Source organism: Sphingomonas sp. S2M10 (assembly GCF_012650175.1).
Lineage (GTDB): Bacteria > Pseudomonadota > Alphaproteobacteria > Sphingomonadales > Sphingomonadaceae > Sphingomonas.
Genome location: NZ_JAAILI010000080.1, coordinates 173,426 through 188,458, shown reverse-complemented (window position 1 = coordinate 188,458; position 15,033 = coordinate 173,426). Strand labels below are relative to the sequence as shown.

Sequence of the window (15,033 nt, the reverse complement as noted above, 5' to 3'; positions counted from 1 at the left end):
ATGTTGTTTTATGTGGTTTTGAACGTTCTCCTGTGGGTTCTCGTCCGTCCCTGTCCCTGTTACACAGGCGGCATGGAAAGCCTGGACATGCCCGCCCGAGCAGCCTCGCCCCGTGCAACGCAGGGCGCCCGCCTCACCACATTGCTCGAACTGCTCGAGCAGCGTGGCCAATGGTCGATCGGCGAACTGGCCGAGCGGTTCGACGTGTCCGAGGAAACGATCCGCCGCGACGTCCGACAGCTGGAACAGGCCGGGCGCGTGCAGAAGATCCATGGCGGCGTGTGTCTGCCCGGCGGTGTCTTGGAGCCGCCCTACCGGCAGCGGCTGCGCGACCAGGCCGATGCCAAGCAACGCATCGCCGAGCGTGCGGCGGCGCTGGTGCGGCCGGGTATGACGCTGCTGCTGGATTCGGGAACGACCACGCTCTGGCTCGCCCGCGCGCTCGGGCATGTGCGAGACCTGACGGTGATCACCAACAGCATGGAGATCGCGGCACAGGTACTGGGCCATGCGGGCCAGCGCCTCCATGTCGCAGGCGGCGCGGTCGATCCCGATTATCACGCGGCGTTCGGCAGCGAGGCAATCGACTATTGCCGGCAGTTCGCACCCGATCTCACGGTGCTATCGATGGGCGCGGTCGATCCGATCCGCGGCTTCCTCGATTTCGACGCCGGTGAAGCGGCGTTCAAGCGCAGTCTGCTCCCGCGAGCGCGACGGGTTGCGGTGCTGTGCGATTCGACCAAGTTCGACAAGTCGGGCTTCGTCCATGTCGCCGATTTCGCCGATGTGCATGATCTGGTGACCGACCAGGCGCCGCCAGAGGAGATTGCGGCGGCCGCGGCGGCAACGGGAACCGCGATACATTTGGCTTGAGGCACAAGGCGCGCCTCCTCCCGCCGCCCCTGCTCCCTCCCGCGGGCGGAAGGAAGAGAAGAAGCGGGAGAAGGCGCGGCGCTCTACGCCGCCTTGTCGGCGAGGAACAGCGCCTTGAGGTCCTTCTTCAGGATCTTGCCGTTGGCGTTCCGGGGCAGCGTCTCGGCGGAGAAGCGGATCGCCACCGGCACCTTGAACGCGGCGATGCGGGCGCGGACGAATTCCTGTAGCTCCGCCTCCGTCGCCATTGCCCCCGGGGCGAGATGCACCACCGCCACCGGCTCTTCGCCCAGCGTCCGGTGCGGGATCCCGATCAGCGCCGCGTCGGTCACCGCCGGATGCGCGTAGAGCACGTCCTCCACTTCCGACGAGTAGATATTCTCGCCGCCGCGGATGATGATGTCCTTGGCGCGGTCGACGATGTAGAGGAACCCCTCCTCGTCCAGCCGGGCGAGGTCGCCGGTGCGCACCCAGCCGTCGCGGAAGGTCTCCGCCGTGGCGTCGGGCTTGTTCCAATAGCCCTTCACGATCATCGGCCCCTTGGCCCAGAGCTCGCCAACCTCGCCGACCGGCAGTTCGCGCGTGCCGTCCATGTCCATGATCTTGAGCTCGGCGACCGGCACGGGCGGGCCCGCGCTGGTCGGCCGGGCGAGATATTCCTCGCCGAGATGGTGGGTTACGGTCGCCATCGTCTCGGTCATGCCCCAGCCATTGCCGGGCAGCGCGCCGAATTCGGCATGGATGCGCTTGACCAGCTCGGGCGCCGAGGGTGCGCCGCCGTAAGAGATGCTCTCCAGGCTGGAGAGGTCGTACTTGTGGCGCTCGGGATGTTCGAGCAGCTGCCAGGCGATCGTCGGCACGCCGCCGGTCTGGTTGACCTTCTCGCGCTGGATGATCTCCATCGCCTCGATCGGCTCCCAGCGGCGCATGAACACCACCGTGCCACCCGCCGCGATCAGCGCCATCAGCCCGGCGCTGCACGCCGTCACATGGAACAGCGGGATCACCAGCAGACCCACCTTGTAGGCAGGCACCGCGGGCGGCACCTCGCCCCGGCGCAGCATCGACCGCGCGACCGAATAGCCGGCGGTGAGGATGTTGGTCATCAGGTTGCGGTGCGTGCCCACCGCGCCCTTGGGATTGCCGGTGGTGCCGCTGGTGTAGAAAAGCGTGACATCATCGTCGGGCGCGATCGCCACCTCCGGGAAGGCGATGTCGGCCAGTTCGGCCCAGCGGTTGCACGGGCCGAGGATCGATTCGAGCGCAACCGCGTCCCCCTCCAGCGGGGCGCGGGCCCGGCTGACCACCACCTGCTCGAGATCGGGGAGCGCCGCATAGCAATCCTTCAGCCGCTCGTGCCGCTCGCCATCGACGAACAGCAGCTTGGCGCCCGAGTCCTTCATGCCATATTCGAGCTCGGCGCCGGTCCACCAGGCGTTGAGCGGCACCAGGATCGCGCCGATGCTGACCGCGGCGAAGAAGATCGTCGGCCATTCGGGCAGGTTGCGCATCGCCAGCGCCACCCGATCGCCCTTCCCCACGCCCTTGGACTGCATCCAGGAGGCCAGATGGCAAGTCGCGCGATAATTGGCCTCGTAGCTGACCCGCTCGTCCTGGTAGATGGTGAACGGCCGATCCCCCCACAGCCGGGCCAGCCGGGCGAGGATCGCTGCGGTGGGCGGCGCGTTCTTCCACACACGGGTGGGGACGCCGCGAATCTCCACCGTGTCCATTTCGAACTTGGCGCCGGGCGCGGTGAGCATCGCATCCACGGCCGCCAGCGGGGCTTTGGGCCAGTCGGGGGGCAAGGGCACGATCGGTTCAAGGGTCAAGGCAGCGCTCTCCATCGACTTTCTGAACTTCGGGTTTGGCTCGTTGGCCAACCGTTTTGCCACGTTAGTGTTGATTTGCCGCGCGCTCAAGGCAATAGAAAGCAGGCATCCGCCAGAAGGTGCATTGCACGCGTTTCGAACGAGAGGTATGCCGCAAGCGATGGAAGTCGACGACCCGATCGCCCATGGATTCGATGCCGCCCGGCTGGCGCGGATCGATGCATTCGTGAAGGCGCGTTATCTTGATTCCGGCAAGCTGCCACATGCGCAGCTGCTGATCGCCCGCGACGGACGGATCGTCCATTTCTCGCACCAGGGTGCTGCGCGCGAGGGCGGTGCGGCGGTCGACGACTCGACGCTGTTCCGCATCGCCTCGATGACCAAGCCGATCACCAGCCTCGCCTTCATGATGCTGCTGGAGGAAGGGCTGGTCGCGCTCGACACGCCGGTCCACCATGTACTGCCCGAGCTGAAGGGCGTCGGCGTCCATGTCGGCGGGGGCGATGGGGAGCCCTTCGTCACCACCCCCACCGCACAGCCGATGCGGATGGTCGACCTGCTGCGGCACACCGCCGGCCTCACCTATGGCTTCCAGGAGCGCACCCCGGTCGACGCCGCCTATCGCGCCGGGCGGATCGAGAACTGGCACGGCAACCTGACGCTCGACCAGTTCGTCGCGACGCTGGGCACGCTGCCACTGGAGTTCTCGCCGGGAGAGGCCTGGACCTATTCGGTCGCCACCGACGTGCTGGGCGCGGTGGTCGAGCGGCTTTCGGGGCTGAGCCTCGACCGCTTCTTCGCAGAACGGATCTTCGCGCCGCTGGGCATGCACGACACCTTCTTCCAGGTGCCGGCCGACAAGGTGCATCGCCTCGCCGATTGCTGGACGATGACGGAAGGCGAAGGCCGGGTGCTCTACGATCGCGGCGCGGCCTCGGCCTGGTCGCGCTTGCCCCGGCTGCTCTCGGGCGGGGGCGGGCTGGTCTCGACCGCGCTCGACTATCACCGCTTCAACACGCTGATGCTCAACCACGGCGCGCTGGACGGGGTGCGGCTGGTCTCGCCCAAGACCGTGCAGCTGATGACGATCAACCATTTGCCCGGCGGGCGCGACCTTGCCAGCCTGTCGCGCGGGCTGTTCAACGAGACGACCAATGCCGGCGTCGGCTTCGGCCTGGGCTTCGCGATCAACCTCGATGTCGCCAGGACGATGATCCCGGGCTCGCCGGGCGAATTTTACTGGGGCGGCATGTTCTCCACCGCCTTCTTCGTCGATCCCGTCGAGCGGATCTCGATGGTGTTCATGACGCAATTCTCCCCGTCGATGCTCTACCCGATCCGGCGCGAGCTGAAGACGCTGATCTATTCGGCGCTGACGCGGTGATGGTGGAAGCGCGCTCCTCCCTTCCCATCGTCATCCCCGCGCAGGCGGGGATCCATTCGCCTGTGCGCTGGGGGAAAGAACCGACGCATCAGCGCCAATGGATCCCCGCCTTCGCGGGGATGACGGCTGTTGGCGACGTCCTTCCTGCACCGCACCCCCTGCCCTTCATTCCCCTCCCGGCCCAAGGCCGGCAATCCGAACCAAGGAGTTCGAACGCATGTCCGTGATTACCACCAGCCGTCAGGGCGATGTCCTGATCCTGACCTCCGACAATCCGCCGGTGAACGCGCTCGGCGCGGCGGTGCGGCAGGGGCTGCAGGCCGGCATCGAGGAAGCCAAGGGTGACGACAGCATCCAGGCGGTCGTCATCATCTGCGCCGGCAAGACCTTCTTTGCGGGTGCCGACATCACCGAATTCGGCAAGGCGATGGCCGAGCCGTCGCTGCCGGTGCTGGTCGACCAGATCGAGGCGCTCGACAAGCCGGTGATCGCCGCGGTCCACGGCACCGCACTCGGCGGCGGCTGCGAGGTGGCGCTGGCGTCGCACTATCGCATCGCCGTGCCCTCGGCGAAATTCGGCCTGCCCGAAGTGAAGCTGGGCATCCTCCCCGGTGCCGGCGGCACCCAGCGCATGCCGCGCGTCGCGGGCGTCGAGGTGGCGCTGGAAATGGCGACCAAGGGCGATCCGATCTCCGCGACCCATGCCAAGGACGCAGGCCTCGTCGATCGCCTCGCCGGTGAAGACAGCCTGCTCGCCGACGCCGTCGCCTTCGCGAACGAAGTGATCGGCCAGCCGGTCTCGCGCTCCAGCGAGCGCCCGGTCACCGTCGATGCGGAGACCTTCGCCAAGTTCCGCGCCACCAACGCCAAGCGCTTCCGCGGGCTCGACGCGCCGAACACGATCATCGACATCATCGAGCAGACCGCCGGCAAGCCCTATGCCGAGGGCGTTCAGGCCGAGCGGATGGGCTTCATGAAGCTCATCATGGGCCAGCAGTCGGCGGCGCTCCGCCACATCTTCTTCGCCGAGCGCAAGGCCGCCAAGATCGACGGCATCGCCGACGACATCCAGCTGCGCGACATTCGCCGCGTGGGCGTGATCGGCGCCGGCACGATGGGTGGCGGGATCAGCATGAACTTCCTCTCGGCGGGCGTGCCGGTCACCATCGTCGAGATGGCGCAGGACGCGCTCGATCGCGGCACCGGCGTGATGCGCAAGAATTACGAGGCGAGCGCCGCCAAGGGCCGCATGACCGCCGAGCAGGTCGAGAAGGCGATGGGGCTGCTCAAGCCCACGCTCAACTTCGACGATCTCGCCGAGTGCGACCTAATCATCGAGGCCGTCTATGAGAGCATGGACGTGAAGAAGGACGTGTTCGGGCGGCTGGACACCATCGCCAAGCCGGGCGCGATCCTCGCCTCCAACACCAGCTATCTCAACATCGACGAGATCGCCGCCGCCACCAGCCGCCCGCAGGACGTGGTGGGGCTGCACTTCTTCTCGCCCGCCAACGTCATGAAGCTGCTCGAGATCGTCCGCGGCGCCAAGACCGCCGACGATGTGCTGGCGACCGCGATGGCGCTGTCCAAGAAGATCAAGAAGGTCGCCGTCATTGCGGGCGTCTGCTACGGCTTCATCGGCAACCGCATGCTGATGCCGCGCCAGGTGGAAGCCACCAAGATGCTGCTCGAAGGCGCCACGCCCGAACAGATCGACAAGGTCCATGTCGCCTTCGGCATGCCGATGGGGCCGTTCCAGATGGCCGATCTCGCCGGTGTCGACATCGGCTGGCACCGCGATCCCAACCGCATCGAGAATATCCGCGACGCGCTCGCCGCCGAAGGCCGGTGGGGCCAGAAGAAGGGCGCTGGCTTCTACGATTATGACGAGAAGCGTCAGCCCTCGAACAGCCCCCGCGTCGCCGAGCTGATCGAGGAATGGCGCGGCAAGCTGAACGTGCCCAGCCACGAGATCACCGAGGAGGAGATCGTCGTCCGTACGCTCTACACCATGGTCAACGAGGGGGCGCTGATCCTCGCCGAGGGCATGGCCCAGCGGGCGAGCGATATCGATGTGGTGTGGGTCTATGGCTATGGCTGGCCCCCGTACCGGGGCGGGCCGATGTTCTGGGCCGACAGCGAGGGTCTGAAGAAGATCGTCGAGGGCCTGGAAAAGTACGGCTTCGAAGTCGCCCCGCTGCTCCGCGAAAAGGCGGAGAAGGGCGAGAAGTTCAACCGGTGATGCTCTGTTCTCCCTCTCCCATCGGGAGAGGGAGGGAGGCGCGAAGCGCCGGAAGGGTGAGGGTGAGCGGGATAATCGGCTAACAGGGCCACCCTCACCTTCCCACCGCCTTACGGCGGCGGGCCCCTCCCTCTCCCAACGGGAGAGGGGTTTGGATGGGAGAGGATGATGACCGAGCAGCTTGAGCAGTTCCGTACAGACACCCGCGCCTGGCTGGAGGCGAACTGCCCGCCCGCGATGCGCGAACCGATCCGGTCCGAGAAGGACATCGTCTGGGGCGGGCGCAATCCCGACTGGGCGCATCCCGACCAGAAGCTGTGGATGGACCGCATGGCCGAACGCGGCTGGACGGTGCCCGATTGGCCGACCCAATATGGCGGCGGCGGGCTCTCCCCGGCCGAGACCAAGATCCTGCGCGAGGAGATGAAGCGGATGGGCGCGCGCACGCCGCTCAACAGCTTCGGCATCTCGATGCTTGGCCCTGCGCTGCTCAAATACGGTACCGAGGAGCAGAAGCGCGAGCATCTCCCCAAGATCGCGCGCGGCGAGATCCGCTGGTGCCAGGGCTATTCCGAACCCAATGCCGGCTCGGACCTTGCCGGGCTGCAGACCTGGGCCGAGGATGCCGGCGACCACTACATCGTCAACGGCCAGAAGGTGTGGACCAGCTATGCCGACAAGGCCGACTGGATCTTCTGCCTGGTCCGCACCAGCAAGGAGGCCAAGCAAGGCGGGATCAGCTTCGTGCTGTTCGACATGGCCTCGCCGGGCGTCTCGACCAAGCCGATCCTGCTGATCTCGGGCTATTCGCCCTTCTGCGAGACCTTTTTCGACAATGTGAAGGTACCCAAGTCCCAGCGCGTCCACGACGAGAACAAGGGCTGGGACGTCGCCAAATATCTGCTCGGCCATGAGCGCGAGATGATCTCGGGCATGGGGCTGGGCCGGGCCGGCGGCAATCCGCTGATCGAGGGCGCGATCGCTACGATCGGGCTAGACGCGCAGGGCCGGCTCGCCGATCCGATCCTGCGCAGCCAGATCGCGCTGTTCGAGGTGCGGATGCGCGCCTTCTCGGCGATGTCCGAGCGCTTCCTCGACGAACTCAAGGCCGGCCGCGCGCATCCTGCCCAGCCGAGCATGATGAAATATGTCGGCACCGAGCTGAACAAGCAGCGCCACGAGCTGATCATGGCCGCCGGCGGATCGGACGCGCTCGAATGGGAAAGCGAGGCCTCGGCCAAGGGCGCCAAGCCCCGCGCCTGGCTGCGCACCAAGGCCAATTCGATCGAGGGCGGGACCAGCGAGATCCAGCTCAACATCGTCGCCAAGCGGATCCTGGAGCTACCGGGTTGAACCCAAAACTCCCTCTCCCCTTGGGAGAGGGAGGGAGCCGCCGCAGGCGGCGGAAGGGTGAGGGTGATCGTTAGCTCCTCCCCCAGCCACCCTCACCCCAGCCCTCTCCCAAAGGGAGAGGGCGCTTTGACGGAAAAGCCATGCCCCTGTACCTCAACGACGAACAGACGATGCTCCGCGACACCGCGCGGGAGTTCGTCGCCGAACATGCCCCCGTCCGCCACCTGCGCGCGCTCCGCGACGCCAAGGACCCCACCGGCTTCAGCCGCGACCTGTGGAAGCAGTTCGCCGAGATGGGCCTGACCGGCATCCTGATCCCCGAAGCATCGGGCGGTCTCGGCCTCGGCCATGTCGAGGCGGGGGTGGTGCTGGAGGAGATCGGCCGCAACCTCACCCCGTCCCCCTTCCTCTCCACCGCCGTCGCCGCGGTCGAGGCGCTGAAGGGCACGGGCCATGCCGAGCGCTGGTTCCCCGGCATCGCCGCGGGCGAAGCGGTGATCGCCATCGCGCATGACGAGGAGCCCAAGTTCGGCCGCACGGTGGGCCTCAAGGCCGAGCGGGCGGGCAACGGCTTCCGCCTGACCGGCACCAAGCGCTTCGCCCACTACGCCCATGCCGCCGACCTGATCCTCGTCACCGCGCGCACCGCCGGCGGCGATACCGACCGCGACGGCATCACCCTGTTCGCGATCGATCCCAAGGTTGCGGGTCTCGATCTCCGCCCCGAACGCCTCGCCGATTCCAGCCTCGCCGCGCATGCCAGCTTCGACGGCGTCGAGGTCACCGCCGATGCGGTGGTCGGCGAGATCGACGCGGGCGCCGATCCGCTCGGTCGGCTGCTCCGCGCCGCCGGGGCCGGCGCCTCGGCCGAACTGCTCGGTGTCGGCGCGGGCGCGAGTGACATGATCCTCGGCTATCTCAAGGAGCGCAAGCAGTTCGGCACGCTGATCGGCAGCTTCCAGGCGCTTCAGCACCGCGCGGCGCATCTCTACAGCGAGATGGAGGTCGCCCGCGCCGCCACGCTCAAGGCGCAGCAGCTGCTCGATGCCGGCGAGCCCGCCGACGAAGCCGTCGCCATCGCCAAGGCGATGACCGGGCTTGCCACCACGCTCGCCGTGCAGGAGGGTATCCAGATGCATGGCGGCATCGGCATGACCGACGAATATGATATCGGCTTCTACATGAAGCGCGCCCGCGTGCTCGCCGAGATGTTCGGCGATTCCAACTATCATGCGAACGCGCTTGCGGAGGCTGCCGGCTACTGATGACCGAACCCAAATCCCCCGAAGACCTGGTTGCCGCCCTCACCACGCTGCTCGACGTCGAGACGCTCGACACGGACCTGTATCGCGGCGCGCGCCAGCCGGGCGGGGTCGGCCGGGTATTCGGGGGCCAGGTGATCGCCCAGGCGCTCCAGGCGGCGCAGCGCTCGGTGGAGGACGGCAAGGTCGCGCATTCGCTGCACGCCTATTTCATGCGGCCCGGCGACGAGAACTACCCGATCCTCTACCGCGTGGTGCGCGACTTCGAGGGGCGCAGCTTCGCCAATCGCCGCGTCATCGCGATGCAGAAGGGCAAGCCGATCCTCAACATGGCCGCCTCGTTCCAGCTGCCCGCCGAGGGGCTGCACCACCAGGACGCCATGCCCGACGTGCCGCCCCCCGAAGATCTGCGGTCGGAGGCGGAGCTGCGCGAGGCAATCCGCGACCAGATCCCGGAGAAGTTCAAGCGCTTCTTCCTGCGCGCCCGCCCGATCGAGATCCGCCCGGTCCACCCGCGCAACTGGTTCCAGCCCGAACCGCGCGAACCGCGCCAATATAGCTGGTTCCGCGTGATCGCTCCCCTGCCCGACGAGCCGGCGCTCCACCGCGCGATGCTCGCCTATGCCAGCGACATGACGCTGCTCGGCACCTGCATGCTGCCCCATGGGGTCAGCTGGATGAGCGGCGAGGTGCAGACCGCCAGCCTCGACCATGCGCTATGGCTGCACGAGCCGTTCCGCTTTGACGACTGGCTGCTCTACGCCACCGACAGCCCCTGGGCGGGCCACACACGCGGCTTCAACCGCGGCAGCATCTATGCGCGGGACGGGCGGCTGGTGGCCAGCGTGACGCAGGAGGGGCTGATCCGCACCGGCTGAGCGCTAACGTTTTCATATCGTAGCCGTTATTATTACGCTTGATTATCCACGAGTCGTGCAGATAAGGCCCATCCGGGAGGTTTGGGATCTTGTCCTATGTCACATCGCGCTCTCGCGTTGTGCATGCCTCTCGTGTGGCTGCTCGCCACGCCTACGCTGCACGCGCAAACCCTTGAAGAAACTGTCCTGGCGAAGATCAACGACGCTCGCGCGAACCCCCGCGCCTATGCCGAAAAGCTGCGCGAGTATCGCAGCTATTTCGATGGCGAGATCGTCTACATGCCGGGCGATTACAACGGCGTGCTGACCAAGGAGGGCACCGCCGTGGTCGACGAGACGATCGCGTTTCTCGAACGGCAGGAGCCGCTGCCGGCGCTGACCCAGGCGGAGGTGCTCGCCCTGGCTGCGGCGGATTTCTCGCAGGAACAGGGCGCGCTCGGCGCGCGTGGCCATAAGGGCGCCGATGGCAGCGATCCGGGCGCGCGGGTGAAGCGGCGTGGCGGCGACGTCTTCGTCGGCGAGGCGATCGCCTATGGCTTCGACGATGCCGAGCAGATCGTCCGCCAGATGATTGTCGACGATGGCGTACCCGATCGCGGCCACCGCCGATTGCTGTTCGATGGCAAGCTGAAATTTGCCGGCATCGGCTGCGGACCGCACAGCAAGATGGACCATATCTGTGTGGTCGATGTCAGCGCGACCAAGGATGGCCGGCCGGTGCGGGTCCGCTACGCGCAGCAGCGCTGATCGGCCGTCACTTCCGGCCGAACAGCTTCTCGATGTCGCCATGCGCCAGCTTCACCCAGGTGGGGCGGCCATGGTTGCACTGGCCAGAATGGGGGGTGACCTCCATCTCGCGGAGCAGCGCGTTCATTTCCGCGACCGAGAGGATGCGCCCGGCGCGGACCGAGCCATGGCAGGCCATGGTCGCGGCGACATGGTCGAGGCGTTCCTTGAGGCTCAGCGCCTCGTCGAAGCTGGCGAGCTCATCGGCGAGATCGGTGACGAGGCCGTGGATGTCGCCGGTGCCGAGCGCGGCCGGCACCGCGCGGACCAGCATCGCGCGCGGGCCGAAGCGTTCGAGTTCGAGCCCGAAGGCGCGCAATTCCTCGATCCGGGCTTCGAGCCGGTCGCAGCCGGGCTCGTCGAGCTCGACCACTTCGGCGAGGAGCAGCGCCTGGGAGGGCACGGTGCCGCCGGCCATGGCGCGGCGCATCCGCTCCAGCACCAGCCGCTCGTGCGCGGCATGCTGGTCGACAAGGACGAGGCCGTCCTCGGCTTCGGCGACGATATAGGTCTTGGCGACCTGCCCGCGGGCAACGCCGAGCGGGAAATCGGTGGCGAGCGGAGCTTCGTGGCGGGCGGGTTCGGCGCGGGCATGCGGGGCGGCGGCGAAGAAGGTTTGGAGGTCCCGAACCGTGCCGGAATACCTCCTAAGCCCCTCCTCCTCGGAGGAGGGGTTGGGGTGGAGGGATTCCAGACCAGAAGTTGGTCTCGGTGAGACACTGCCCCACCCCAACCCCTCCCCTGAAGGGGAGGGGCTAAGCGGTGTCGAACCCGGCTGCCACAACCCCAGTGCCGCCTCGCTCGGTCGCTGCACGCTGCGATGCCCCGCCGCGTCCAGCGCGCGCCGCAAGCCGCTGACGATCAGCCCACGCGCCAGCGCCGGATCGCGGAAGCGTACCTCGGTCTTGGCGGGGTGGACGTTGACGTCGACCACCTCGGGCGGGACGTCGAGGAACAGCGCCACCACCGGATGCCGGTCGCGCGCCAGCATCTCGGCATAGGCGCCGCGCACCGCGCCGACGAGCAGCCGGTCCTTCACGGGCCTTCCGTTGACGAACAGATATTGGTGGTCTGCCACGCCGCGGTTGAAGGTCGGGATGCTCGCCACCCCGCCGAGCACCAGCCCCTCGCGCTCGAAATCGATCGCGACGCTGTTCTCCTGCAGCGCCCGGTCGGTCAGCGCCGCCACCCGCGCGGGCCGGCTCTCGCCGCTCTGCACGCTCAGCACGCGTCGGCCGTCATGTTCGACCGAGAAGGCGATGTCCGGCCGCGCCATGGCGAGCCGCTTCATCCCGTCGAGACAGGCGGCATATTCGGCCCGCGTCGAGCGCAGGAACTTGCGCCGCGCCGGCACCCGGCCGAACAGCGCCTCCACCCGCACCCGCGTGCCGGGCGGCAATGCAGCCGGTCCCTCGGCGATCCGCGCGCCATTGTCGACGGTCAGCGACCAGCCTTCGGCGCCGCGTACCCGGCTTTCCAGCGTGAGCTGCGCGACGCTCGCAATCGAAGGCAGCGCCTCGCCCCGAAAACCCAACGTCGCGACGTGCTCGATATCGTCCGTCGGCAGCTTGGAGGTGGCGTGGCGCTCCAGCGCAAGCGCCATGTCGGCGGGCGCCATGCCGCAGCCGTCGTCGATCACCTCGATCAATTCGATGCCGCCGCCGCCCAGCTTCACGGCGATCCGTGTCGCGCCTGCGTCGATTGCGTTTTCAACCAGTTCCTTCAGCGCGCTGGCAGGGCGTTCGACCACCTCGCCGGCTGCAATACGATTGACAAGATGTTCGGGCAGGCGGCGTATTGACATGGCATTCGCTGTAGCCCAAGCGACGGCCTCCCGCGACCCGCAACCGCATGGCACCAGGCCGGATAGAACTCCGTCCCGGAAAGGGTTCGGGCCAAACATTTTGTGCGAGCAGCCGGACGGGGGGCGCCCAACCGGCAGGACGGATCAATCAATGGCTTTCTCCCGCATTTTCAAATTCATGTCCCACGACATGGCGATCGATCTGGGTACTGCGAATACCGTCGTGTATCTCCGTGGCCGCGGCATCGTGCTCAACGAGCCGTCGGTGGTGGCGGTCGAGACGCTGAACGGCGTGAAGAAGGTCAAGGCGGTCGGCGACGACGCCAAGCTGATGATGGGCAAGACGCCGGGTTCGATCGAGGCGATTCGTCCGCTGCGGGACGGCGTGATCGCCGACATCGATGTCGCCGAAGAGATGATCAAGCACTTCATCCGCAAGGTGCACGGGCAGCGTCGCTTCATGCGCTGGCCGGAGATCGTGATCTGCGTGCCGTCGGGCTCCACCTCGGTCGAGCGCCGGGCGATCCGCGACGCCGCGTCCAACGCCGGCGCCAGCCAGGTATGGCTGATCGAGGAGCCGATGGCCGCCGCGATCGGCGCCGACATGCCCGTCACCGAGCCGATCGGTTCGATGGTGGTCGATATCGGCGGCGGCACGACGGAAGTCGCGGTGCTCAGCCTGCGCGGCCTGGCCTATTCCACCTCGGTCCGCGTCGGCGGGGACAAGATGGACGAGGCGATCGTCTCGTACGTCCGCCGCAACCACAACCTGCTGATCGGCGAAGCCACCGCCGAGCGGATCAAGCAGGAAGTCGGCGTCGCCAAGCCGCCGGTCGACGGCATAGGCAAGACGATCCACATCAAGGGCCGCGACCTCGTCAACGGCGTGCCCAAGGAAATCCAGATCAACCAGGGCCAGATCGCCGAGGCGCTGTCCGAGCCGGTCAACACCATCGTCGAGGGCGTCCGCATCGCGCTGGAAAACACCGCGCCCGAGCTCGCCGCCGACATCGTCGACCAGGGCATCGTCCTCACCGGCGGCGGCGCGCTGCTGCACGGGCTGGACGAGGTGCTGCGCGACGAAACCGGCCTGCCGGTCACCGTCGCCGAGGATCCGCTGACCTGCGTGGCGCTGGGCACCGGCCGTGCGCTCGAGGATCCGATGTTCCGCGGCGTTCTCCTCCAGGTCTGACGAAAGGCCAACGGCGATGGCGCCGCCACGGAATCGGCGCCCGGGGTTCTCGCGACGGGCGCAATATGGGCTGTTCTTCGGCTATGTGGCGGCGATCGGCCTGTTGCTGATCGGCGGCGGGCTGGTGCTGGTCTCGCGCTACAACCCGCATCTGTTCGCTGCGCTGCGCAGCACTGTCGCCGAGGTCACCACGCCGGTCTCCTCCGGCCTCGACACGGTGCGGCGTGGGGTGGGCAGCGTGCCGGGTGCGATCGGCAGCTATTTCGGCGTGCGGAGCGAGAATGCCCGCCTCAGGCGCCGCATCGAGGCAGAACATGCCGCGCTTCAGCGCGCGCTGGGGCTGGAGCGCGAGAACCAGCGGCTGCGGCTGCTCCTCAAGGTGCGCGATGCCACGCCGGAGACGATCGTCGTCGCCCGGCTGGTAAATTCCTCGGCATCGAGCACGCGACGCTACGCGACCCTCAACGCCGGCAGCTGGCAGCGCGTGGCGCAGGGCCAGCCGGTCCGCGACGGCGCGGGGCTGGTCGGCCAGGTGGTCGAGGCGGGCCCCAATGCCGCGCGCGTGCTCCTCGTCACCGATCCGGACAGCACGATTCCCGTCCGTCGTGCGAGCGACGGGCTCCCGGCGATCGTCACCGGCCGCGGCGACGGCACGCTCGACGTGCGCGCCGCCAATGCCGCCGCCAACCCCTTCCGCCCCGGCGACCTGCTGGTGACGTCGGGGACCGGTGGCGTGTTCCCGCCCAATATCCCGCTCGGCCGCGTGACCCAGACCGGGCGCGATTCCGCGACCGCGACGCCCGCCAGCAATCCGGACATGGCCGATTTCGTGATGGTGCTGCGCGTGTTCCTGCCCGAGCCGGCACCGCCGCCCCAGCCCTTCCCCACGCCAGCCGCCGCCGCCGGGGGCAAGTGATGGCGCTGGACCTGCAGCCGCTGGGAGTGCCGTCACCGCGCCCCCGGGCGCGCTGGCTGGCGCCGCTGTCGATCGCGCTCGGTTCGCTGGTCACGATCCTGCCGGTAATCGCCACCGTCCCCTTCCTGCCGCCGTTCGGCCTGCTGATGCTGCTCGGCTGGCGACTGCTGCGACCCGATGCGCTGCGCGTCTGGGCCGCCGCGCCGCTGGGGCTGTTCGACGATCTGCTCAGCGGCCAGCCCTTCGGCGCGGCGATGTTCCTGTGGATGGCATGCATGTTGATCATCGACGTGCTAGAGACGCGCATCGTGTGGCGGAATTTCTGGCAGGACTGGCTCATCGCCGCAGGCGCGACCGGCTTCGTGCTGATCGCGGGACGCTTCCTCGCGTCGCCGATCTCGGCCAAGGTCGATGCCGCGCTGCTGCTCCAGGCCGGCGCCTCGGCGATGCTGTTTCCGCTCGCCTCCCGGCTGTGCGCCTGGCTCGACCGTGACGTGGTGAAGGCCTGAGC

12 protein-coding genes are annotated in these 15,033 nt (G+C 67.8%); 10 read left to right on the top strand and 2 right to left on the bottom strand.

The window, feature by feature from the left end:
• Window positions 1–87: 87 nt before the first annotated feature.
• Window positions 88–873, top strand: a complete 786-nt coding sequence (locus S2M10_RS20865; protein WP_168847774.1) for a DeoR/GlpR family DNA-binding transcription regulator — start codon at window positions 88–90, stop codon at window positions 871–873.
• A gap of 83 nt (window positions 874–956) precedes the next feature.
• Here the strand turns inward: S2M10_RS20865 and S2M10_RS20860 are convergent, their stop codons facing one another.
• Window positions 957–2,720 carry a class I adenylate-forming enzyme family protein gene (locus S2M10_RS20860; RefSeq protein ID WP_168847809.1) on the bottom strand — a complete coding sequence of 588 codons (1,764 nt, stop codon included), beginning with the start codon at window positions 2,718–2,720 and terminating at the stop codon, window positions 957–959.
• A gap of 145 nt (window positions 2,721–2,865) precedes the next feature.
• Here S2M10_RS20860 and S2M10_RS20855 point away from each other — a divergent pair, with 145 nt between their 5' ends.
• From S2M10_RS20855 to S2M10_RS20830, 6 genes are all read left to right on the top strand, one after another.
• Entirely contained in the window at window positions 2,866–4,089 is a 1,224-nt protein-coding gene (locus S2M10_RS20855) for a serine hydrolase domain-containing protein (RefSeq protein WP_168847773.1), read from the top strand.
• Between the two features lie 217 nt (window positions 4,090–4,306).
• Window positions 4,307–6,331 carry a 3-hydroxyacyl-CoA dehydrogenase NAD-binding domain-containing protein gene (locus S2M10_RS20850; RefSeq protein ID WP_168847772.1) on the top strand — a complete coding sequence of 675 codons (2,025 nt, stop codon included), beginning with the start codon at window positions 4,307–4,309 and terminating at the stop codon, window positions 6,329–6,331.
• Window positions 6,332–6,499: 168 nt separating this feature from the next.
• Window positions 6,500–7,684, top strand: coding sequence for an acyl-CoA dehydrogenase family protein (locus tag S2M10_RS20845; protein WP_211091182.1), 1,185 nt, complete (start codon window positions 6,500–6,502; stop codon window positions 7,682–7,684).
• 140 nt (window positions 7,685–7,824) lie between these two features.
• Complete coding sequence (locus tag S2M10_RS20840; RefSeq protein WP_168847770.1) at window positions 7,825–8,949, top strand: acyl-CoA dehydrogenase family protein; 1,125 nt, start codon at window positions 7,825–7,827, stop codon at window positions 8,947–8,949.
• Complete coding sequence (locus S2M10_RS20835) at window positions 8,949–9,824, top strand: acyl-CoA thioesterase II (protein WP_168847769.1); 876 nt, start codon at window positions 8,949–8,951, stop codon at window positions 9,822–9,824. The genes S2M10_RS20840 and S2M10_RS20835 overlap by 1 nt, the downstream gene beginning before the upstream one ends.
• 123 nt (window positions 9,825–9,947) lie before the next feature.
• Complete coding sequence (locus tag S2M10_RS20830; protein WP_247650933.1) at window positions 9,948–10,571, top strand: CAP domain-containing protein; 624 nt, start codon at window positions 9,948–9,950, stop codon at window positions 10,569–10,571.
• Between the two features lie 7 nt (window positions 10,572–10,578).
• On the opposite strand, the gene mutL is transcribed toward S2M10_RS20830, so the two are convergent.
• Window positions 10,579–12,414: a DNA mismatch repair endonuclease MutL gene (gene mutL, locus S2M10_RS20825; protein WP_168847767.1), complete on the bottom strand. Its 1,836-nt coding sequence runs from the start codon at window positions 12,412–12,414 to the stop codon at window positions 10,579–10,581.
• A gap of 151 nt (window positions 12,415–12,565) precedes the next feature.
• Between mutL and S2M10_RS20820 the strand changes: the two genes are divergently transcribed.
• The 3 genes from S2M10_RS20820 to mreD are packed head-to-tail and all read left to right on the top strand — an operon-like array spanning window position 12,566 to window position 15,031.
• Window positions 12,566–13,606, top strand: a complete 1,041-nt coding sequence (locus S2M10_RS20820) for a rod shape-determining protein (protein WP_010546268.1) — start codon at window positions 12,566–12,568, stop codon at window positions 13,604–13,606.
• 16 nt (window positions 13,607–13,622) lie between these two features.
• A complete protein-coding gene (gene mreC, locus S2M10_RS20815) occupies window positions 13,623–14,522 on the top strand; it encodes a rod shape-determining protein MreC (RefSeq protein WP_168847766.1) in 900 nt (299 codons plus the stop codon).
• Window positions 14,522–15,031 (top strand): rod shape-determining protein MreD, encoded by a 510-nt coding sequence (mreD, locus tag S2M10_RS20810; RefSeq protein WP_168847765.1) that lies wholly within the window; start codon window positions 14,522–14,524, stop codon window positions 15,029–15,031. The genes mreC and mreD overlap by 1 nt, the downstream gene beginning before the upstream one ends.
• The last annotated feature ends 2 nt before the right edge of the window (window positions 15,032–15,033 follow it).

Excerpts from the sequence above, each read along its gene's own strand:
- S2M10_RS20865 (WP_168847774.1), top strand. The coding sequence starts at position 88 with ATGCCCGCCCGAGCAGCCTCGCCCCGTGCAACGCAGGGCGCCCGCCTC.
- S2M10_RS20860 (WP_168847809.1), bottom strand. The coding sequence starts at position 2,720 with ATGGAGAGCGCTGCCTTGACCCTTGAACCGATCGTGCCCTTGCCCCCC.
- S2M10_RS20855 (WP_168847773.1), top strand. The coding sequence starts at position 2,866 with ATGGAAGTCGACGACCCGATCGCCCATGGATTCGATGCCGCCCGGCTG.
- S2M10_RS20850 (WP_168847772.1), top strand. The coding sequence starts at position 4,307 with ATGTCCGTGATTACCACCAGCCGTCAGGGCGATGTCCTGATCCTGACC.
- S2M10_RS20845 (WP_211091182.1), top strand. The coding sequence starts at position 6,500 with ATGACCGAGCAGCTTGAGCAGTTCCGTACAGACACCCGCGCCTGGCTG.
- S2M10_RS20840 (WP_168847770.1), top strand. The coding sequence starts at position 7,825 with ATGCCCCTGTACCTCAACGACGAACAGACGATGCTCCGCGACACCGCG.
- S2M10_RS20835 (WP_168847769.1), top strand. The coding sequence starts at position 8,949 with ATGACCGAACCCAAATCCCCCGAAGACCTGGTTGCCGCCCTCACCACG.
- S2M10_RS20830 (WP_247650933.1), top strand. The coding sequence starts at position 9,948 with ATGCCTCTCGTGTGGCTGCTCGCCACGCCTACGCTGCACGCGCAAACC.
- mutL (WP_168847767.1), bottom strand. The coding sequence starts at position 12,414 with ATGTCAATACGCCGCCTGCCCGAACATCTTGTCAATCGTATTGCAGCC.
- S2M10_RS20820 (WP_010546268.1), top strand. The coding sequence starts at position 12,566 with ATGGCTTTCTCCCGCATTTTCAAATTCATGTCCCACGACATGGCGATC.
- mreC (WP_168847766.1), top strand. The coding sequence starts at position 13,623 with ATGGCGCCGCCACGGAATCGGCGCCCGGGGTTCTCGCGACGGGCGCAA.
- mreD (WP_168847765.1), top strand. The coding sequence starts at position 14,522 with ATGGCGCTGGACCTGCAGCCGCTGGGAGTGCCGTCACCGCGCCCCCGG.